Raw genomic sequence first — 22,546 nt, 5'->3', positions numbered from 1 at the left:
TTAGCATAATCTGATAGTTTCATATTTGTTGTTCTAAACCTTGACAACTATCTTAATACATTTATCTATATTTGGTAATGTCTGTCTATAAAATCAGAGAAGTTTACCAATACTTTACAGCACCGTTAATTGCAGGTAAGGGAATGTTATCGCGGTCTGTTTCTCCTTCTTGTGGGGTATCAACAATATCGCTTAAACGTTCTAGAGATAACCCAGTTTCTTGGAAGGTTTGCCAGAGTTGAGCCAAGCGTAATATTGGGCTGGTAACGTAACCGGATATAATCCGAAAGGCGATTAATTCACCTAGGGTTAAATCTCCTTGAAGTACTAGATAAGCTCCCACCCATAAAACCAGTAAGCTGCTGAGTTTGTTAAGAAAGTTACTGGCAGAATTGGCCAGAGTGGAAGTGATCACGGTTTTAAACCCAGCTGCCACAAAACGAGCATAACGCTGTTGCCAGGAAAAGCGCGATCGCAATTCGATATTTTGCGCTTTTACAGTTTGGATTCCTGACATTACCTCAACTAAATAGGATTGAGTTTCGGCATTGCGTTCAGCTTTAGAACGTAACTGTCGGCTGATAGTGGGAGCGGCAATTAAAGTGATAACTATAAACAAGGGAATAGTGCCTAAGCCTACCAGGGTGAGTTGCCAACTGTAAAACAGCATCACGACGATATAAACCACCGAGAAGAGGGCATCTAACCCCACTGTTAAGGCAGTACCGGTAAGAAACTGACGGATATTTTCTAATTCATTGATGCGAGTGGCAAGTTCACCCACTGGCCGCCGTTCAAAATAGCGCAGCGGTAGCCGGAGTAAGTGGTCGATAATTTGCGACCCCAAACCCATATCAATGCGGTTGGTGGTATCGACAAATAAATAAGTTCGTAAGGTGGTTAGTACTGCTTCAAACAGTCCTACTACTAATAGTAAAATTCCCAAAATATGTAGAGTACTAATACTATTTTGAGCAATTACCTTATCAATAATTAACTGAACAACTAGGGGGTTAGCTAATGCTGCCAATTGCACAAAAAAGGAAGCAATAAAGACTTCTATAAGTACTCGACGGTGGCGTGATAGATAGGGAAGAAACCACCGTAATCCGAAGCGCTCCTGGGGTGTTTCTTTAGTAGCAGTGAGCAGTAATACCCTAATTTGTGGTGGCAGATTAGTTTCGTCAACTTCTAATTGGGCGATCAGTTGAGCGGGTTTGCAGTAGACAATGCCTTTATGTGGCACACCCACAACAATATTACTTTCGTCTGCTGCATATAAAACCGCATAACTATCACCATAGCGAATCAAGGCCGGTGTCGGCAGCCGCGTTACTGAGGTTGTGGGAATATCTACTAACTGTGATTTGAGTCCAATTAACTCTGCTAGGTAAGCACAAAGTTGGAAAGATAGATTACCCTGACGTTTCGTTTGCTCGGTCAAGATGCGGCGCACTACTTCCCGACGAAAGGGCATTTCCAAGTGCTTTGTCAGCATTTGGAAACAGGCTAGGGTGGCATTTAATTCGCCTTTACCGGGGAAAAACGGGTATTTTTGGCGTTTTTGTCTACCCTGTGGCGGCTCAGAATTGGCTGGGGGAGTTTCGGCTTCTTCCTTGTAGGGAATATCTAACTCATCTGTAATTTTTGATTTGCTGCTGTAGGGAAGGAGTTCTCCCTGATGACTATCTAGCAAGAATAAATCTGACGGATGTAGACCAAGCAACCGCGCTGGGCTGTTTCCTGTGACTTCGATTTTTGCTCTATCATCCTTGGCTTCTAAGCGAGAACCGGGGGGAAAATTGGTTACTGGACTACCGCCACTGACAAACCAGATTCTGTGACTTTCCAGTTGATTAAAGGAAGTTCTTCCGGGAGGGAGGTAATGGATTTGTGTATTTAATAGGGCTTTTTGGGCGAGTTCTTTAAAGTCGATACTGGCATTAGCTTGCTTTGCTAGTTGTGGGCTGAGAATATCGAAAATTTCTGCTAAATGGCTATTGTTTTGGCGTGCATTGGCAAAAGCTGGGTAGGCAGAGAGGAAGCGTAAATATCCGGCTGCATTCAATGTTAAACATATTACTTCTGTGGATGCGATCGCAGTTTCGCAGGGAACTTGCCGTAGTAAACCAATCTCGCCAATAATTGCCCCCGGTTGCAGCTTGTTTAAGGTAATTGGTAGTTGGGTTTGAGGATCGTATCCCAACAGCCGTACTTGTCCTTCGTAAATAACTGCTATTTGTTCGGGGAGTTGTTCTTTACTGATGATTTTTTGACCGATGCGGTAGCGCCATGCTTGGATTTGTGATGATAAATTGGCGATCGCTTCATCTGGTAATTGATCAAATCCCTCAAGGGTGGTGATAAATTCTGTAAAAGCAGTTTTAATATAAGTCATGCCTAATTGGGTTAATAAGTTTATTTAAGGATATTATTGGCGATTGGGGATTGTTCTGGCCATGAGGGAACTGCAAAAAATAAATTATCCAATTTATTCAGATTCTATTTTTCTTACTCCCCCAGCTAGAAAGATCCCTGCTCCCCTGCTGCCACAACGATGGGACATTTTTTTAGTTAGCAGTTCCTGAGTCATTTATTATGCCCAATGCACTGGGTTGTTTAAACAGTTGCAATATCTGGGGGCTGAAGCAGCCAATTTTGAGACGCCATCTCTGTTTGCAGCCAAGTACTAAAGCGTTCATTCAGTAACCGCTGACGCATTGAGCGATCTAGCTGGGCTGGTAGTAGCTTTTCTAGGCGAACGATGATGATTTTGTCTCCTATTTGAGTCGGTGGTAAAAGTTGCTGCGGTTGGCTGATAGATAATAACTTTGCTAAAACTGGATGGATGGTTTGTAATTCCACAGGCCCAACTAAACCATCTGTTTGGGCTTCAGGCCCTTGAGCATATTCCCGCGCTAGTTGGGCAAAGGACTGTTCACCTTCTTGAATGCGGAAGTAGATTTCTTGGGACATACCAATATCATTCGTACTAATCAGGGAATAGATTGCCCTAGACAACTGGGGTTTGCGTTGGAAAAAGTAAGCATCTATATCTCCGCCCCAAGCGGTTTCTTTGAACTTGTCCAGTTTTAATTGGCGGATTGCGATCTGCTGTAACTGCTCTTTACTCATACCTGGTGGTTGTCGCCCTTGAGATTGTTGGGCTAATTGTTCACAGGCGAGTTTTTCTTCTTGTGGCGTGGACTCAATCTGTGCGATCGCTTGGTCGATGATCATCTCTTTGACTAATAGCGGCAGGATTTGGTGCTCTGCCAACAATTGCAAAATTTCTGCGGTCGTCAGTGTGCCTAGACGCGAGGCGGCTTGTGGCCTGTCATCGCCCAATTGCAGAACTGGATTCATATCTTTTGTGATCAGGGTTGCCACCGGTATAATTTATCTAGCTTCAAAAAAATAGTAGAAACCGATTGAGACTAGGGTATTTGTAGATTAAGGTTATATAACCTTAATTACCGTATCTTAGGTTGTATATTTTTCAACACATATTAATGACCATCTTAAAAACCATCCTTGTCCTTGTTAAGCTTACTAGCAAGGGTATCGATAGTTATAGATGTAAGATAAAAATATCACAAATTTGTAACATTGCAAATATCCGGAAATATTAAAAAATTTTCAAAATGAGAATTTCAAAATTCCCATCTACTAGTCCAGTTATAGAAACCCCTGATTTATCATCAGGGGTATATCAAAAAGGTAGTGACCTAAGTAACACTCAAATTGGCTCTGATAACAACATCATTGAAATCTTGATCACCACCATTTACCAGATCCTCAAAACCAAAGACGTTATCACCCAACAGGCGAATATGATCAGCTTTATCTGCATTAGCACCTAAGAATGGGAAGTAAACGGCTGGATCATTATTTTGATTGTTATCAAGAACGGCATCAGGTCCGCCATTAACGATAATAAACGGAGCTAAGATCAAACCCGGCTGAAAAGTTCCGCTAAAAGTTGCAGTACCTTGATTATTTACCGTTAATTCAATACCCCCAACACGTCCACTCACCGCTGCTTGAGTATAACCAGCCTGTCCGGGGAGAATATCTAGCTGACCATCGCCATTGATATCAATACCACCATTCTCATTACTCACCTGATAGAAGCCGACAAAGTTATTAAAAGCAGCTTCTCTGTTGACCACAAAATCAGCCTTCACCTGAGTTGTGAAACTCCGCAAATCAATCAGTTCGCCCTCTAAATTGTCTTGTAGATTTGTACCCAGAGTTAAAGATTGATTTGTGGGTTTAATCTTCACCACTAAATTCTCGAAGTCTGCATCACTGTTATTAGACCCATCCTTCCAAGCCAGGGAGAACCCATCATCGCCTAAATCGGTAATCTTTTGGTTTGAGGGGTCAGCAAATAATATAGCCGTAGTTGGGGAAACTTGAGTCTGTACAGCATCAGTGGAACTGCCTTTAACCAAATAAAATCTTAGGTGATCACTAGAGTTAAATTCCAGTAACCGGGTGAGATTTTCAGTATTAAACCCATTAGGTAAATTGGCAATAGCGGAGAAAATTACCTTGGCTCGGTCTAAAGCTGCTTCGGTGTAACCTGCAGCGCCGGGAGCAATACCGTTAATCCTGCCTTGAGCATCATCCACAGTGAAAGCTCCCAGTTCATTCACCGCATTAGAACTGCTGCCTGTGAGACTGATTTGGAATTTGGCTTTAGTGCTGTCACCTTTGATGGTAAAGATATCATTGTCAGCATTCTTTGTCAGGGTAGTTGGTATATTGATGTCGTTGACATTGATCGCTAATAACTTTTCAAAAGAGAGTCCATTTTGATCGGTGCTGCTAACCAGAATATTGTAAGTTGACTTGGTTTCAAAGTCTGGGGAATTTTTTATTTTCAGAATATTACCATCAATGATGAAGTCATCATTATCAGTTGCCCCTGTCCCAGAAACAAAGTTGTAAATGAAAGTGTTGTCTGTGTCGGGGTCGCTGGTGGTAAATGTACCGACGATTGTATTGGCTGGAACATTTTCGTTGATACTAGTGGCGCTCAATGCCAAATCTGTGGGGGCATCATTGGTATTTACAACAGTGAGTTTAAAAACGTCACTGACAGATGCATTAGAAATGTCGGTGGCGGTGACTTTGATGTTTAAGTTACCCACTTCCCCATTTGCGGGAGTGCCACTGAATGTACGGGTAGCAGCATCAAAGCTCAACCAACTGGGCAGGGGTTCACCGTTTTCCAAGGTAGCGATGTAGGTGAGGACATCTCCAGTATCAATAAAGGTATTCGCAGCAAAGGTAAAGCTGAAGGCTGTGTCTTCGGTAGCTGTTTGGTCTTCAATAGCAGTTCCTATAACTAGTGCTTGATTGAGATTAAACCTAGCTACACTGGGGTCATGGTCGCTATCTTGGTCAGCAAACTCCGAATTGATGTGAACCACATCATACCCATCCAGGTTGTTGAGCAAGTTGTCACTAACTAAAATGTGGTCAAGAGTCTGGGCGTTGCCTTCAAAATTGTAGGTGTAACGCTCGTTTTCTGGCAGAGTTTCAATTAAGGGTGTCAGCCCAGCGCTTTCCAGGGTGCTGAGGGGCTGAGAAAACTCAAAATCATTAATGTCACCCATCACCACTACATTGGCCTTGGGGTTAATTGCCAAAATGCTTTCGACAAAGTTTTTCACCTCTGTCGCTTGCTGGTTGCGTTGCGTTTCGCTGGTGAGAGTTGGTGGTTGATTCGGCCCATATAAAGGTTGGTCACCACCTTTAGAATTAAAGTGGTTGCCAATCACATAGACAGTTTGACCGTTGAAAATGAATTCACCAACTAAGGGTTTGCGGCTGTTGTCGAAAGCGGAGTTAGTGGGTTCAATGCGTCCGGGACTCGCCGAAAGGGTGGGAACACCATTGACATTAGTAACTGTGGTGTTAGAGGTGGAAGTGCCGCCAGCAATATCTACAAAGCTGACGCGACTGGGGTTAAACAAGAAACCTTGACGAATATTTCCCCCAGGTTGCCCACCGTCTTGATCATCGACTGGGTTAATTTGCCGATATTCATAGGTGGGGCCGCCAGCTGCAACTATGGCATCAATCAGCGTCTGGTAGGTTGTATTGGCATCTACGACACTATCATTTGTCGCCCCGTTGTTGTCTTGAATTTCTTCCAGAGTAATGATATCTGGTGATTTTAGGTTATTTACAATCTGGCTAGCTAAGTTGTTAAACTTAGTTGCACTATCACCGGGGTTAAGATTTTCTACGTTAAAGGTGGCAACAGTGAGTTGATATGTTGTGGGAGCTAGGTTGGTGACTTCTTGTTGCAAATCGCCGGATGTGACGCTGGGTAAAGCTTGGGTATTCAACAGCTTGAAGTTGCTAAAGCTGTAGTCTATGACTCCTGTAATCGAGCCATTGAACTGATCACCTACATTAACTTGGGGTTCATTAGTGATAATGGCATCATCAATGATGATGCGTTCTGGGTTAAAGTCTCCGGGTTGAATGACAATTCCACCACGATCTGTGCGGAGACCTGCATTGACGCCGTTATCGGCCAATACTGGAATTTCGCCAAAACTATTCGTTGGACCTATGGCTACAGCATTATTTACCTGAACGAGCATTCCTTCTAGGCTTTCGTAGAAGTCGATGCCATCCTCAGATGGGTCAAATGTGCCGCTAGTGGCAACGTTGCCTGTGGCATCATTTGAAATCACTGTTGTGGGGATGGCCCTTCCACCGTTGCCGAGGATGGTGGCTGTTGGCAAAGGGTTACCAGTGGATAGGGTGACTATTGTCGGGCTAGTAATTTCTGTGGTGGTTAAGTTGTTGCTATTACCACCAGGGAGAAACTCTGTAACTGTACCGCTAACTTGTATTGAGTCTCCCACTTGCACCGTTGGTGCTGATGAGGTGAAGACGAAAATCGCCTCGGATGTGGCATCGTTGCTATCTGGGTTGGGGTCTTGGAGGTAGAAGCCGTTGGTACGGACAACGGTGACAATACCGGAGACATTATTTACCGTCTGACCTTCTAGGGGAGAACGGTGTGCGGCACCTTGAATGTCACTAATGCGAGTTGGCAGATTTACTTGATAGACAGTGACGGTTTTGCTTACCTCGTTGGACAAGATGAGCAAGTTTTCGCCGTTCGGGCTGTCGTTAGCGGCGATAAAACTGATACCTTCAGGAGCTTGATCACCTGGTTGAGCGGGGGAATACTGGATAAATTGGGGTTTTTGTGGGTTGGTAATTTCATAGATCATCACCCCACCAACTCGTTCTAAACCGATGAAGGCATAAGTCCGATTATTGACGACTCCGATTGTTAGGCCTTCTGGTTCTGGGCCTTTGTTATCGCTGCGGCTGTCGATATTGCCAGCAGTACCATCGGAATTAAAGAGATCGGGAACTTGTTGAGCCGTAATTTTTTCAAAGTCTGCACCGCTGTTGTAAACTAAATTCCCTTGGTCGTCCCAGATGGTGAAGGAGCGAGTTCCGTAGACGTAAAGCTGATCATAATCACCATCTCCATCGATATCACCATCAATGTTGGAAACGGTGAGCCGACCGAGGTTGGCATCTTGTTGCAGTGTGGTTGCATTAGGAAAAATTGTCGGGTCGAGATTTAAATCTTTTACTCGTGCTTCTTCGTTGCGGGCGTCTCCTTCGTTAGCAGTAAGGTAGTAGGTGTGACCATTAGCGGTAAAAGAAGCGATCGCATCGGGCATATACATCCCGAATACTGGCCAATTCTCGATATTAATTCCCCCATCCCGGTCGCTGGCATCTAGTTCGTTTCCTGGTAAACTATGGTCAACTAGTCCCAAGGGGATAATTTTGGTGACTGTGGCTGTGGCAACATCGATAATTGCGATCGCATTATTTTCTTGCAGTGTTACCCAAGCTTCACTCCCATCCTGGGAAAATGTCATATATTCTGGTTCCACATCTTCGGAAACAGTTTTACCAGGAAAGATGCGAACACCCTGATTTCTCAATGCTTCTTCTTGTCCATCAAAGCTGGTAAAGCTAGCGGTGGACACAGTAGCATTAACTGCTCCTTGGGAAAGATCAATGATGCTGACAGAACCGACAGGATCACCAGTGCTGGTGGGTTGTCCTTCATTAGCGGTGAGTACTTTTGTGCCATCGGGACTGAATGTCACCATGTCAGGAAGTACCCCAACAGTCACGGCTTTAATGAAGTTCCCATCGGTGTCATAGAAAACAACATTGCCGGGGTCATTGGCATTAGTGGCTTCAACTGCGATCGCCACTAAGCCGTTTTTGACCGCTACGCTGTTGGCACTGATACCGTAGGCCGAGAGGTTAATCGTTGAAAATGGTGTCGGGTTGTTGGGGTCACTAAAATTGATAATTTGAATATTTGCTGTACCATCCACAACAAATAGTCGCTGGGAAACTGGATCATAAGCAGTAATTTCAGCCCCACTACCAGTAAAGCCACCAATTTTTATGAGAACTCTGTTGTCGCCCCCATCATTATCGCTGATGGTAATGTTTTGAGTAATGGTGCTGCCGAGTGTAATACCTGCTGATGGGTTGTTGATGGTCAGAGTTGCAGTTTCTGGGTCTTCAACTACAGCATCATCCACTACTGTAAAGGTGACAGAACCTATGGTAGAACCGTTAGGAATTGTAATGGTGCTGTTGCTGAGGGTGTAATCTCCTGCGGTGATGCCTGTTCCTGTCACAGCCAAGTTTAGAGTCTGATCACCTGAAACCGCGCTGGAGGTAGTAGCGGTGACTGTGATTGCTGTTGTGCCGGCTTCTGTTGCTGTGTTAGTGCTGACTGATAAGTTGACTGTGGGAGTGGGAGTTACACCTGCGATCGCAAAGTTGGTGGTATCGGGAACTGTCCCAGAATAGTCATTAGTAGTATCGACTGTCCAATTGCTGGCGTTGTTAACCAGGGTTTTGTAGTTGGCAAAACTTGTCTCTCCACTGCGCGTATCATTGTACTCACCGTAGTCAGCGCTATTATTGAGGACAATTGCATTATCCCCATCGGTTAGTCCCGCAGAAGTCAGATTATCTGCCCCCTCACTTGAAACTCCGGCTAAAAATACAGTCGGACTGGTAGCATTAGTTCCAAGGTAAGCATAAACAGTCTCGTTAGATGCACTTAGACCGTAGTTAGAACTACCAGACACCGTAACCCGGCTTAATGTACCAATTGACGCTGCTAAATTAGTAGAACTATCAATTGCACTGAAGCGAATTACGGTACCAGCAGCGATGGTATTAGCGCCTGAGTTCCACTGTAAATAAGACTCCCCAGTGTTAAAACTCGTCAGACTAGTAGCTTCGTTATCGCTAAAGTAAATGATCGTATTCGGGTCTATATCTACAAATGTGACAATAGACCAGCCATCTTCATCGGCATTGAAGGAGGTAAAAGCAATATCCCCTTGTGTCAAAGTCATAATCTAGTGTCTCCTGGCAATTAATTAATAGTTAAATTAATCTGGGAATCTGTGGCTACAATCCAAACTAAAAGCCAAATTTCAGATAATTTGAATCTTTTGAATTTTGAATTGGAACGCAGCGACGTCCGTTTTTTCACAAGCACAGGACTTACGCAACTGTCATGGCTTTGTAGGGTGGGTCATACTCGATAATTCCGTAACAATCAACAGATTTTCGACATCTGACGCACCCTACAAGAGATATTGAGTCTTTATTCCTAAAGCAAAACAACATCAAGGGTTTTGATACACCAAAACTATTCTGATAAGATTAAAAAATAGCTAGCAAAAGGTTAAGGATATAATTAATTGCAAAAACCCCCTTGTAAAAATATACAAAGGGGCGAAATTTTAGGTTTATTGAGTTTAATTTATGCTTAATTATCCGAAAATATTCTATGGAAAGAGCACCTAAAATTAACGGAATATTCGAGGATTTAAGCGAATGGGGGTTTGCTGTTGGGTTGGACGAACCGTTGCTGCTGTTTTTCTCAGGCTGGTGGCGGTTCCGCCGTCTCTGGGGTCGAGGTAAGGTTTGAGATTGATGCCATTTTTAGTTGCAGTAACTGGCTTTTTGCTACCGCCGAAAATGGTGCGACCTAAGTTGTATAATTCGTTGGCTCCTCCTTGACTGCTATTCCTGTAAGTGTTGACGGCTGTAGTTTGTTGTCCACTGTCAGCAGTAGTCAAGTTTTGGAATACGCTATTGCGGACAGCGATGGGGTCTTTGTTACGAGGAACTGTCAGGACAATTCGACAGCCAGTGTTAGCCTCAGTTGTGACGCAGATGATGTTTTCGTTATTTTCAAAAGCTGTTTGCAGTTCTTGCAAGCCATCTGGGCGATATAATTCTAAGCGAGAGGCGATCGCTTCACAGCGTTTTTGTGCATCCCAACCACCACCCAAGGTTGTCGGCGCCGCCCAAGGGTAAAATTGACCTGGTTGGCTTTGGGGCTGATACATGACGGTGTATTGGCCATTGTTATACTTACAGCTAAACCGAGTTGCACTGTCAACGGTGGTTGATGTCGGTATGGGTGCTGTATCTGTTGATGTGCCTGTTGGGACTACTACACTACCGGAATTATCAACTTGGGCAAATGCCACGGAATTGCCTAGGAATAAAGATAAACCTAGACTGCTCAAAAATACAAACTTCAGCGGTTGTAATGACATAAATTTAGCTTTCACTGGAAACAGCTAGGGACATTGATAGTTCTAGTGACGCAAAATTTTGGTTTTTGATTCATTTACCAGGTTCCTTTTTTTCCTCTTGTTCTTTTTTCTCTTTCAGTAGCTGTTTCACCCGTGCTTTAATTTCTGTATGTCGTGCTACTCCTTCGTAGGCGTAGCGGTTGTAGCTATTACGAGAAATCAGGTTTTCTAAATAGCTAACACGCTCGTTACCCCCAGGGTGAGAAGATAACCAAGTGGGGGGAGCATTTTTCTGTTGTTTATCTAGTGTCGCCATTAAATTACGCAAGCCATCAGCAGCGTAGCCTGTGGTGACAATCAGCCTGGTACCTAAAGTATCTGCCTGTCGTTCCATGTCGCGGCTGTAACTGAGTCCAAAGAGTTGACCGACGGTGCCGCCAAAGGGGATATATTGAGTAATGTTAGAGACGAGGTTGCCTTGGGTGGCTAATTGGAAACCGTGGGATAAAACTACGTGGGATAATTCGTGCCCAATTAAACCAGCTAATTCTGCCTCTGAGTTGGCTTTAGCGATCGCACCCCCATTAATGAAAATTTTACCTCCAGGCAGGGCAAAGGCGTTGAGGTCTTTCTCGGCGATGACAAAGAACTCGTATTTAAACTCATCCCTTCCGGCTGCTTTCACCAGTTTTTGACCAATATCATTGACATAAGCCAAAATCTCATCGTCTACAATTAACTCCAGTTGTTTTTTTGCTTGCTTAGACACCGATTCCCCGATGGCTTTTTCACCTTGTAGCAGCATGATGGTGGAATCAATGGCCGAAAAGGGCCCCAGAAGACTACCTGTAACGGCGTAACCTACCGCGCCGGTGATAATATTGGCGAGGGCATTACCTCTAATTTCTTCTTTAATTTGGGATTTGTAGCGTTTGAGATTGTCTTCTGCTAAGTTGGTAAACTCAGGTGCTCTTTGGTCTTGGGGGTTGAGAATGGCAAATTGACGCGCAGCTAAAGACGCTTCCATCCATTTTTTAGCCTGTGCGAGGGCTGTAACTCTGGCTTTAACTAAATCTGGTTGATTGGGATAAAGGGAAACCGCCCGTTCTAAAATATCTATAGCTTCTTTGGGGCGATCGTATTGTTTTAAAGCTTCAGCAAATCGGATATGACCAGGGATAAATTCTGGAGACTGTTCAACCAAAAGTCGCAGAGGTACTAAAGTTCTGGTTTGCAATTTCTTTGCTATCCCCGCCTCTGATTCCCGCCAGTATACCTTACCTGCTGGGGATAGTTGCGTGGGGTCAACTATTGCACTTTTGCGTTCTTGAGGGGCGCTAGTTTCCGCAAAAGGTGCTTTCACCTGACGATAAATTTTTTCTGCTTCTGCGGTTTGTCCCGCCAAATATAGCTTATCCGCCTCAATTAGTTTTTGCTGACGAGCAATTTCTTCGGGACTGGGTGCAGGTTCCTTGCTTTCTGGGGTAGCGCTTTCTGGTGTTGGTGCTGGTGTTTCCTGACTTATAGCAGGTTCTTGTGCGGGAACTGGTGCTATGGGCTGTGTGAGGATAATCAAAATTGATGTCCCAACTGACAGTAATAGCCAGTTCAAGGATAGCAGCAGAGATTTCCAGGTTCTTTTCATGCTGGGGCCCACCTATAAAAAGGCTGTTTTCCCCATCCTATGAGCAACGACCCACAACCGCCTAGAGCAAGAGTGATCTTGATTACCCGATTTCTATAAATTATCAAATAATCTTACATTTGATGACAATTAGACTGGAAAAAATTCCAACCTGCTTCAACTCAACTTATCAGCAATAATCTTCATTACCTTGTTTTACATCAGGAATAAGCTAAAATTTACTTAGGAGGACAATCTATGTTACAAACTATTCAAGGAATTTATAAAAACGGCAAAATTGAACTTGCCTAAACACCACAGGGGATTACTGAAAGCTGTGTTTTTGTTACTTTTTTGGAAACAAAATCCACCACTTGGCCAGAAATCATTATGCAACATCAAGGTGTAGTAGAAAGTATCTTATTTGAATCTTATCGAGATGAACTATTACCACCTACCGAAGTACAATTTTAGTTATGGGTTATCTACTCGATACCTGTGTAGTTAGTGATTTCGTCAAAGGAGAACAAAACACCTTAAACCGATTAAAATCTGTTTCTCCCGCTGATATATTTATTTCATCTTTAACACTTATGGAGGTGAAATATGGATTAGCAATTAATCCCGAAAAAGCCGTCAAAATCCAGCCTATAATTGAAACATTCTTAATCTCAATTACAATTTTACCTTTTAGCTCGCAAGAAGCAGAGCAATCTGCCCAAATTAGAAGTATTCTCAAGATATCAGGTTCTCCTATTGGTGCTTATGATGTGCTCATTGCAGCAACAGCAATAAGCCATAATCATATTCTTGTCACATCTAATGTTCGAGAATTTCAAAGAGTACCTAATTTACAAATTGAAAATTGGCGTTTTACTGATTGAATTGCATAAATTCTTCCTTGCCACCTTTTGTGTATTTTTCTATATGCTTAATACATTCTTGAATATTACTCAAATATAAACGCTCATCTTTGATAACGTCACAGATTCACTTAATACTTTATTTCTAATTAATTTATTGGTAAATTAGATATTTACTCATATTTCCGAGTTCTTAGAGAAGACGAGAATATGAGCTTTTCAAATAATGAGTAGGAACACAGCAATGCTGTGTCCCTAGGATAATCTATGGTTTATTTACCTGAAAATTGCTTTAAACCAATAGATTGGGAGTTATTACGGCTAAAACTCCAGCTACTGCTGAGGCTACTAGAGAGACAACAGCGGCGTTAAATAACCACCAAGCAGCATCTGCAACGGCTTTTTTGCTGTCAATTGCTTGCTTTTTCGCTTGTTCTCTAATGGCTCGGAGTCTTCTTTGGGTTTCTTGCTGGATGCGTTCGGCTTGGTGTAAGACGCTATCTCGTGCAGATTCAATGCGATTGATAATCTGATTGGCTTGCTCCTCGGAGATATCTGAACGGGAACTGAGGAGAGCAACTAGGGTATCACGGTCGAATTGTGAAAGGCGATCGCGCAATGCTTCAAATCCGGCTTGCGGGTCGTCAAATATTTTAGCAAAATCTTGCTGAATGCCTTCATAATTGAGTTCGGGACGCTCCAGAGAGTTGAGATAGTCGCGAACTTTGTCGAAAGTTCTGTCAACTAGCGATCGCACTCTCTGCTGTATCTCCTGGTATTGTTCGACAATCGAGTGACGCACAGATTCGATTTGGTCTACAATTCGGTTAGCTTCTTCTTCTGAGATATCCTCACGCCCAGAAAGCAGCGCCACCAATGTAGAACGGTCGAAATGAGAAACCCGATCACTTATACTACCAATACCCGCACGGGGTGAAGACAGCAACAATTGCAAATCGCGCTTGATCCCTTCAGGATTAAGTTCTTCTTTGTTGGTGTTGCGGAGGTAGTTTTCCAGATTTGCTTCAAAGTCTACCACTCGTTGGGTGGTGCGTTGCGCTAAACGTTGGGGTGCTTTGACAATGTTATCAATGGCTTGTTGAACCGAGTCGATGATTTGGTTAACTTGCTCCTCACTCAAATCTTGACGCTGACTGAGTAGTTTAACTAAAGTTTGCCGGTCGAATTGTGAAAGGCGATCGCGTAATGCTAAAGTCCCTTGTCTGGGGTCACTCAGCAACTTTTGCAAATCTTCCTGGATACCTTCTGGGTTGAGTTCTTCCAAGTTGGTGTTCCGCAGATATTCAGCAATAGCTGAAGTTGTTTGTTCATACTGCTCTTTCGCCTTATCTGCAACTTTCTGCGGCGCTTGCAGAATATTATCTCGCACTTCTTCCAAAGCGTCTAGAGCTTGATTGACTTGTTCTTCACTTAAATCCTGACGCTGACTCAACAATTGTACCAAGGTATCGCGGTCAAATTGCGATAAGCGTTGGCGTAGAAGAATTATTCCCGCTTGCGGATCTTCCAACAGAACTCGAAAATCATGCTTAATAGCATCGGGATTGAGTTCTTCTTTGTTCGTATTCCGCAGATAATCTTCTATCCGTTGACGCAATTCCGAGGCTTTAGCTCTTGCTTGTTCTTGCAATTCTCTAGCACGATTGATGAAATTATTACGAGTGCTTTCGAGTTGACCAACAATATTATTAGCTTCCTCTTCGCTGATATCTTGGCGTTGCTGGAGTAGTTGTACAAAAGTATCCCGGTCAAACTCACCCAAGCGATTCTGTAAATCTTCAAAACCAGCTTCTGGGTCTTCCAGCAGAGTACTAAAATCGCGCTGAATACCTTCTGGATTCAATTCTTCCTTACCAGTATTCCGCAGATAATCTTCTATTCTACTGCGAAGGTCTTGAGATTTTTCCTCTCCTTCTGCCTGCCGAACAATTTGTAAAACTTCTTGACGAATGCTTTCCAATTGTTCCGCAATTTCTTTAATTCTGTCTTCGCTGAGGTCACCTCGTTGTTTCAGCAAATTAGCAAAGTAATCTTGATTCAGTTCTTCCAACTGACGACGCGCAGTTCTAGCGTCTGCATTTGGATCATAAATGACTTCTCTGAATTCATCTTGAACCGTAATCCGGTTGAAATGCCAAGGAAAAGAATTGTGAATATACTCTTCTACATCTGTCTTAATAGTATTCTGAGGTTGTGTTGGGAATTTACCAGCTAATTGAGTACGAATTTTACTTGTTTGCTCAGTTGTTTTGTTAGCAAAGTCTTTCAGTTGACGAATAATTCTATCGATATCAACATCTTGAACCTTACCGCCAAGCTTTTTCAATTCAGTTGAAATTTCTTGAACATTGACATCAGAAATGTTCACTCTTTCTAACACTGCTGCCCCAGCAGCGCCCAAGCCATATTTAATAGCTTGATTCATGATCCCATTAGTTTGCTTGCCATTACCACCCACAGTTATCAATTGTTGAAGCCTTTCATTTAACTTTTCTGAAGTTAGCTCATCTGGGCTGGCAGACTTCAGTAAATTTAGTACTTTCTCTGTTGGATTTTGGCGATTTAAAGCTTGCTTCCAAGCATCTTCCAGTTGGTCGGCAATTTGATTTACCTCTTCTTTAGACAAGTCTGTACGACTGCTGGCTAAATCAACAAAAGTCTGGCGATTAACATTTTTGAGTAATTCGCTATTGCCGATATCTCGCAAATCTACATTTTTTAAAAGCTGGTCAAATTGACCTCTAATTTGTTTGACATCTAGCTTTGGTAACTCTAGAGACTTCAAAGAACTTTGTAGGGTATTTCTAATACTCTCAGCGTCAAAACCTGAAGTTAATTCTCGGCGGACTGCGGCGGTAATTTCTTCAGCCGTAGAAACCATCTGTCTTTGAGCAGCATTAGCACCAAGAGCAGTAGTTGCTGTACCCAGCAAACCTTGAAGCCCAGAAGTTACAGTGCTAACAAAAGAACCAACTAAAGAGCCTACAGCGCTCGAACCCAGCCACATGATTACCGTGAAGTAGCTAGACCAAATAACTACACCGATAATTGCCCCCAAAACCGCACTTTCGATCAAGCTAATTTTCACCGCTAGAAAACAAGCGATGAATAATGCAACACTGGACGTAACAAGTGCCCAAGTACCAACTTTAGCTTCAGCTTTGCGAATTGTACCTCCCAATGTTTCGGCATCATCTTCATCAGAATATGCGCCAGTTCCGATGGCTGAAATTCCCAAAGCTAACGAAAGATTTGTTAATAATAATTGAAAGGCAAACGCCATGACTATTCCACATAGCAATGCCACCAAAAATTTAGGACTAGAAAACACATAAGGTGCTTGTTCTAGTGTAAAAATTTCACCAGTCGTCGTTATCGGTGCTAACCCCAATTGTAAAGCGCACCATTTGAAAGTAGGTATCGAAATTGGAAAAATCATAGTTTCCTCTTATCACTCATATACAGAGGTCAATTTAGCAGTTGATGTTAGACTTTCTCACCTGTAAGCCGACATGAGCGAACAAATTTATTTTAGTAGTTATGGTTTTTGTCTGCTTCGGTTATTAGGTGATTAAAATCTGGTTTAAGTCGAATTTTGTGATCCCATACACACAGATTAGCTTCATTTTTTCTCTAAAGTCTTCTGCCATTCGATACATAGGGTTCTATGCTGGAAGATGAATATATCTATCTGGCAATCAGTTACTCAGTATTGGTTTTTAGATTGATAAATAGCAAAAAAAACCAGCACTGCTGGGTTTTTTCTGTTGCTTAGGGTCTTTCCGCTGAAAGAATACCTAGATATGTGGTTTTGGATGATTAGGATTGCTCTTGGCTACTGGTAAGCACTGGTATTACAGCCGCACAACCTATTCATCCAAAGTGAAATCATGCCATATCATGGAATGCCGATTAAGGTCGGTAATTGACAATAGGATGATCTTTTGCCAGCTTGCACTAATATTGGTGAATAATTTTCCATAAATTGGAAACTTTCTTCTTATCTGGCTTAAGTCATACATTTAGGTAAATCGTAACTCAATCCGTAGAATGATGATTTAGAATAAATTTTTTGTAAATATTATTACATCACTTTATTAGCAAGAGGTTTCATTTATGGCTATCACTCGTGTAGGAATAGCATCTGTTGTTGGTGCTGGCTTGTTTATGTTCGGTGTTCCATCTTTAACAATCAACCAACCGGCAGCGGCAGAGGAAACAACAAATCAAGCCGCCTTCGAGAATCTGATTGCTGCTCTCAATAACGTCAGTGCTGAGATTAACGATTTGAGTCTTCTAAATAATCTGACCAGTAGCCAGGTGAAGCTGGTTAATGTTAAGGATTTGCTCAATGACGATAATGTAGAAGCTTTCAATAATGCCCTGAATACAAACACTGTTCAGATAATCACCTTACGCAATATTCTCAATAGTAACCAGGTGATTAAGAATGTTCTGAACAGCAACAACGTCAATATCGGTCAAGTAGTTGCCATTGACGTTCTCAGTGGTGGTGATGTCCTTGTCTTCTACAAGTAGTTAGAGTATTTTCGGCTAAAGAGCTAGACATAGCAGAAGGCACTCATGCAATCATGCAATCATGCAAAACTAAAACCCTTGTCATCACTGAGTTTGAGCTTTTAAGAATGTCCTAGGCGGTATTAAATTTATCTTGATATAGGACTCATATTTGATTTTTGAAATACACGTAGGGTGTGTTATGCCATAGGCTAACGCACCAAAACCTTCTGAATGGTGCGTTAGGTCAGCTGTAACACACCCTACATATACTTAGATTTTTTCAAAAATCAAATCGGATTGCTATATCTAACTTTGCATTACCGCATCTAACAGCAGTCCAGCACCAAAGCGCACTGGATCTGTACAGGGTAGCCCTGTTTCTGATGTTGTTTGAGCGATCGCATCCCGCGCCCTTTCCTCATCCAAATCCCTGGTGTTCAAAGCTATAGCCACCACAGGTACAGGTGCAAAAGCACCGCCGGCACCGGCAACAGCTTCATACAGCCGAATTACCTCTGGTAATGGGGGAATGAGGACATGGGGAAAATTCCGCACATGACCCTGTCCAGCCCGATGCACCAGCACCAGTTGAGTAGGTTGAGAACCACGAATCAGAGGTAAAGTTGCAGTTGAACCAGGGTGCAGCAGTGAACCTTGCCCTTCAATGTGCAGAATGTCGTAGTTTTTGCCAAAGCGCATAATGGTTTGTTCCACAGCACCGGCAGCAAAGTCTACCCGCACAGCATCTAAAGCCACGCCATCCCCTTCTAACATCAAACCCGTTTGACCAGTTGCCAGGAACTTAGAACGCCAACCCCGTAATTTTGACGCCCAATGCATCTCTAAACTAGTTGACATTTTGCCGATCGCCATATCCGTGCCCACAGTCAACACCCGCCGACAGGGCAGAGTGCGGGCCATCGCCGTCGCAATATCTAAATTAGGTGGTTCTTTTCGCACATCCCAAATTAATTGCCCTGGTTTCAGCAGTGCTTTTAACTCTGGTATATTTGCCAAGGGATTGTGTAACCCATTCACCAATGACATTCCAGCTTCTAGGGCCGCTTTGAGTTCATGCCAGTAATCATCTGGTACAGCACCACCTTTAGGGGCAATGCCAATTACCAAAACTTCCGGCTTGTACTCCAAGGCTGCGGCTACCGACGCCACAATTGGCACATCACGCTTGATACCTGTTAACTCCGGCAAGGATTTGCCCACAGACTCGCGGTCAATTATTGCGACAATCGGGGCGTCACTGTAGCGTAAAAGTGACAATCCCGTTTTACCAACAGTCCCACTAACACCTTCATGCAGCAAAATAGCTGTTCTTTGATTAAGCGGCAGACGCACTGTATTGCACCCCTAAACCTGGTAAATTATTTGGTAAAACTCTCCCTTGTTCCATCAATGCACCTGTAAAAGGGTCATCGATTAAATTCAGGTGACTGTCTAAATCTAGATAATCAGCTAATGGCGCCAGTTGGGCCGCTGCTGTATTAGCTAGGGAACTATCAGAATAGCAACCGAACATCACTTGCAACCCATAAGCCCTTGCTGTATGTACCATCCGCATTGCTTCACTTAAGCCCCCTGATTTCATCAGCTTGATATTAATACCATCTACATAATTTGCCAAATGGGGAATATCGAAACTACTAAAGCAACTTTCATCAACAAAAATGGGTAGAGGCGAATGTTTTTTGAGTGCCGCTAAATCTGTTTCCTGACCTCGTGGTAGTGGCTGTTCTACATACTTGACACCGACATCAGCCAGCCAATGACACATCTCTATGGCATCTTCCAAACTCCAACCCCCGTTTGCATCGACGAATAATTCTGTTTTTGGCGCTTCGGCAATGACCGCTTCCAGCATTTTCCGATCTGCATCTATGCCATTGGGACTGCCTAACTTCACTTTAAAAAGCCGCACATCCATAAATTGCAACCAGTCCCGCACCCTAGCCGCTGCCCCTTCAGGGGAATTAATGCCAATTGTCACCGAAGTTGGTGTGATGGCATCCCCATTAAGTCCCCAAATTTGCCACAATGGTAGCCCCACCCGCTTACCCAGCCAGTCGTGCATAGCCATATCTAGGGCCGCCCTGACGGATGAAGGAACCTGTTTCTGTGCTAATACTTGCTCAACTTGCTGCCGTTGCCAAGGACTAAAACCTTGCAACAGCGGCACAACTTGCTGCAAAGCAGCTTTAATTGTATCAGTCGATTGTCTATGATTGCCCACACCAAACGGTGACGCTTCCCCCCAGCCTTCGATACCATCTTGAGAAATTTTTACCCATACATTCGTCGTCTGTGCCGTTGTCCCCCGGCTAATTGTCAATGGAAACCGTTTATTAACTGTAAATAATGTGAAACCTATCTGCATAATTATGCTGAGTACCAGGGTCAAAAACAATGTGATTTCAAAGTTTAGATGATTCTAATGCATCTGTTATACTTTTTACATTCACTCTTAAATTATTTTTTTTATACATACTGTATCCGCTACTTAGTCTATGAATAACCTGAAAAAATGGAAAACTATCAAATCAAAAATGGTCTTAGATCACCACTGGTGTAAGGTAAGACAAGATGAAATAGAATTACCTAATGGGAAAATTATAGATGATTATTTCGTTTGTATTAAACCAGATGTAGCATTGATTTTACCCATTACCAGTAGTCGAGAGATAGTTTTTGTCCGGCAATATAGACACGCTGTCGGTGAGTTTTTCTTAGAACTCCCAGCAGGAAGTTTTAATCCCACTAAAGAAAGCGCCCAAACAGCAGCAGTAAGAGAATTAGCAGAAGAAACTGGTTATATTCCCCAAGATGTAATTAAAATCGGCACACTTTACGACAAACCCAGCAAAGATACCAATCAAATACATTTATTTCTCGCTGAGAATGTCAGCAAAGCTGGAGAGCAAAACTTAGATATTACAGAAGAAATTGAAGTTGTCTTAATTCCTATAGAATCAGTGTTAGATAAAATTGCTCAAGGCGAAATCTCTGTTGCCGGAACTGTAGCGGCTCTCTTTTTGGGTTTAAATTTTCTCATGAAAAAAGAATATGATTTTTCTCAATCTATCAAGAATCCGTACATGAAGCCATAATAATGTAGAGACGCTGCATAGAAAGTCTCTACATTGGTTAGTCAATTAAACGGTCATCATATTACTGATAGGAGTCAAAACACGAGTCTTAATACAGTCAATACTGAAGTTTAATTTTTAGTTTTTACCTAGCAAATTGTTGCAAGATATAAGCATAAAAAGCCGCTTTATCAACTTGATCCATTGCAGAAATTTTCCGCCCACCCGCAACTACTTTAGTCCGTCCTTGACTCAAACCAGCGGTGATAATTTCCGTTTCCCATTCGCGCAATTGGTAATATTCTGGATGTCCCAGATAAGCTGTTGCCAAAACATCCCAAAAATAATAATCTTGGGGAATAACTAAGGCATAACATTGTCCCGCCAAATCAGAAAGGGGGTATCGGCGTTGTTTACCCATTTTTTGCACTAACTCAGATGTCACTGGTACATTGTTAGTTAAATCTAAAGGACAGATAATAATTTCAATCTGGGTTTTCCATACCTGCGCCGCTGAAACGGCATCCCAATAAACATTCCATTCTGCTGAACCATCTTGTCCAGGTTCGAGACTTTTCTCTACATTTCCAGCAACATTCAACGCGCCCCCCATCCAGACAATCTTTTGAATTTTCGCTTCAATATCTGGCGCTTTTTCTAAAGCTACTGCTACCGTCGTCAACGGCCCAGTTACCATCAGTGTTACTGGTGCAGATGCTTCCCGTAACACCCGCACCATAAAATCTTGCCCTGTTTCTGCAACTAAAGGCGTTTTAATAATTTCACTTTGATTGAGAATGGGGAGATGATCAACAATAAAGGAATCGCGGCGATAAAGAGGGGGAAAGGGATTAATGCCGCGCACGGTACTTTCTGCCACCGAGATATGAGAAAATCCCATCAAATCGATGATTTTGCGTGTAGCGCTAACAGATGGTTGAATATAGCAATCAGCGGGAGTGACGACAACGCCGAGAAGTTCGATATGATCCATTGTCAACAGCAGCATAGTTGCTAGATAATCATCTACACCGCCATCATGATCTAATAGTACGAGTTGTTTTGTCATATTAGGAAAATTGATAAATGGACGAGTTTATGCAAGCTGCAATTAGAGAAGCGCAACAAGGCAGACAAGAAGGGGGAATTCCCATTGGTTCCATTCTCGTCAAGGATGGCAAAATTCTCGGCAGAGGACATAATAAACGTGTGCAAGACGGTGATCCTGTTACCCATGCCGAAATTGATTGTCTCCGCAATGCTGGCAGAATTGGCAGCTATAGAGGTACAACTCTCTATTCAACCTTAATGCCGTGCTATTTGTGCGCTGGTGCTGTGGTGCAATTTGGCATTAAAAAAGTTATCGCTGGGGAATCGAGAACTTTTCCCGGTGCTAAAGATTTTATGGTATCTCACGGTGTGGAAGTAATTGACCTGAATCTTGATGAATGCGAACAGATGATGAGTGAATTTATTACAGAGAAACCAGAACTCTGGAATGAGGATATTGGTAAATAACAATTCAAAATTCAAAATTCAAAATTCAAAATAAATGATGTAGAGATGTTTCAGAAAACGTCTCTAAATTTTTGTTGAAGAAATGCATCAAAGGTAGATTTATCGGGTAGCGAAGTTTGTGCGCCTTGTTTTGTTGTTGGTGACATACTCCACACACTCCCCTTCGGGTGAGTGTGGGCTTCTCAACGACTCCTCTATGAGGACATTGATTGAGCTTTGAGGGCGTGTGTCCCACGCGCCTTTATGTTAATA

General features: G+C 42.8%; 12 protein-coding genes and 1 pseudogene. 4 read left to right on the top strand and 9 right to left on the bottom strand.

The genetic code is table 11. The features are described 5' to 3' along the window. Positions 1-109: 109 nt before the first annotated feature. From H6G32_RS24720 to H6G32_RS24695, 5 genes and pseudogenes are all read right to left on the bottom strand, one after another. Positions 110-2,398 (bottom strand): annotated as a pseudogene (locus H6G32_RS24720) (peptidase domain-containing ABC transporter); the annotation flags it as partial. A gap of 221 nt (positions 2,399-2,619) precedes the next feature. Next, a complete protein-coding gene (locus tag H6G32_RS24715) occupies positions 2,620-3,366 on the bottom strand; it encodes a peptidylprolyl isomerase (RefSeq protein WP_190463158.1) in 747 nt (248 codons plus the stop codon). Positions 3,367-3,728: 362 nt separating this feature from the next. After that, entirely contained in the window at positions 3,729-9,452 is a 5,724-nt protein-coding gene (locus H6G32_RS26495) for a choice-of-anchor I family protein (RefSeq protein ID WP_199328239.1), read from the bottom strand. Between the two features lie 459 nt (positions 9,453-9,911). After that, positions 9,912-10,670, bottom strand: a complete 759-nt coding sequence (locus H6G32_RS24700; protein ID WP_190463155.1) for a COP23 domain-containing protein — start codon at positions 10,668-10,670, stop codon at positions 9,912-9,914. A 70-nt stretch (positions 10,671-10,740) separates the two neighbouring features. Next, complete coding sequence (locus H6G32_RS24695) at positions 10,741-12,294, bottom strand: M48 family metalloprotease (RefSeq protein WP_190463153.1); 1,554 nt, start codon at positions 12,292-12,294, stop codon at positions 10,741-10,743. 455 nt (positions 12,295-12,749) lie between these two features. Here H6G32_RS24695 and H6G32_RS24690 point away from each other — a divergent pair, with 455 nt between their 5' ends. Further along, entirely contained in the window at positions 12,750-13,157 is a 408-nt protein-coding gene (locus H6G32_RS24690; protein ID WP_190463151.1) for a type II toxin-antitoxin system VapC family toxin, read from the top strand. Between the two features lie 271 nt (positions 13,158-13,428). Here the strand turns inward: H6G32_RS24690 and H6G32_RS24685 are convergent, their stop codons facing one another. Further along, positions 13,429-16,596 carry an MFS transporter gene (locus tag H6G32_RS24685; protein ID WP_190463149.1) on the bottom strand — a complete coding sequence of 1,056 codons (3,168 nt, stop codon included), beginning with the start codon at positions 16,594-16,596 and terminating at the stop codon, positions 13,429-13,431. Between the two features lie 677 nt (positions 16,597-17,273). Here H6G32_RS24685 and H6G32_RS24680 point away from each other — a divergent pair. Next, positions 17,274-17,696: a hypothetical protein gene (locus H6G32_RS24680; RefSeq protein ID WP_190463147.1), complete on the top strand. Its 423-nt coding sequence runs from the start codon at positions 17,274-17,276 to the stop codon at positions 17,694-17,696. A 288-nt stretch (positions 17,697-17,984) separates the two neighbouring features. Here the strand turns inward: H6G32_RS24680 and H6G32_RS24675 are convergent, their stop codons facing one another. Both H6G32_RS24675 and H6G32_RS24670 read right to left on the bottom strand, forming a co-directional pair. Then, the gene (locus H6G32_RS24675) at positions 17,985-19,031 is read right to left on the bottom strand and encodes a DUF1611 domain-containing protein (protein ID WP_190463145.1); all 1,047 of its coding nucleotides are present in this window, start codon (positions 19,029-19,031) and stop codon (positions 17,985-17,987) included. Next, positions 19,015-20,067, bottom strand: coding sequence for a dipeptide epimerase (locus H6G32_RS24670; RefSeq protein WP_190463143.1), 1,053 nt, complete (start codon positions 20,065-20,067; stop codon positions 19,015-19,017). The genes H6G32_RS24675 and H6G32_RS24670 overlap by 17 nt, the downstream gene beginning before the upstream one ends. 130 nt (positions 20,068-20,197) lie before the next feature. Here H6G32_RS24670 and H6G32_RS24665 point away from each other — a divergent pair, with 130 nt between their 5' ends. Next, complete coding sequence (locus H6G32_RS24665; RefSeq protein ID WP_190463141.1) at positions 20,198-20,797, top strand: NUDIX hydrolase; 600 nt, start codon at positions 20,198-20,200, stop codon at positions 20,795-20,797. Between the two features lie 124 nt (positions 20,798-20,921). Here the strand turns inward: H6G32_RS24665 and H6G32_RS24660 are convergent, their stop codons facing one another. Beyond that, on the bottom strand, positions 20,922-21,845 hold the full coding sequence (locus H6G32_RS24660; protein ID WP_190463140.1) for a nucleoside hydrolase: 924 nt from the start codon (positions 21,843-21,845) through the stop codon (positions 20,922-20,924). A 17-nt stretch (positions 21,846-21,862) separates the two neighbouring features. On the opposite strand from H6G32_RS24660, the gene H6G32_RS24655 reads away from it, so the two are divergent. Continuing rightward, positions 21,863-22,294 (top strand): nucleoside deaminase, encoded by a 432-nt coding sequence (locus H6G32_RS24655; RefSeq protein ID WP_190463138.1) that lies wholly within the window; start codon positions 21,863-21,865, stop codon positions 22,292-22,294. The last annotated feature ends 252 nt before the right edge of the window (positions 22,295-22,546 follow it).

This window comes from Cylindrospermum sp. FACHB-282, from assembly GCF_014697195.1.
Classification (GTDB): domain Bacteria; phylum Cyanobacteriota; class Cyanobacteriia; order Cyanobacteriales; family Nostocaceae; genus Cylindrospermum.
Note: the sequence above shows the minus strand (reverse complement) of the source record. Positions and strands in the feature narration are given on the sequence as shown.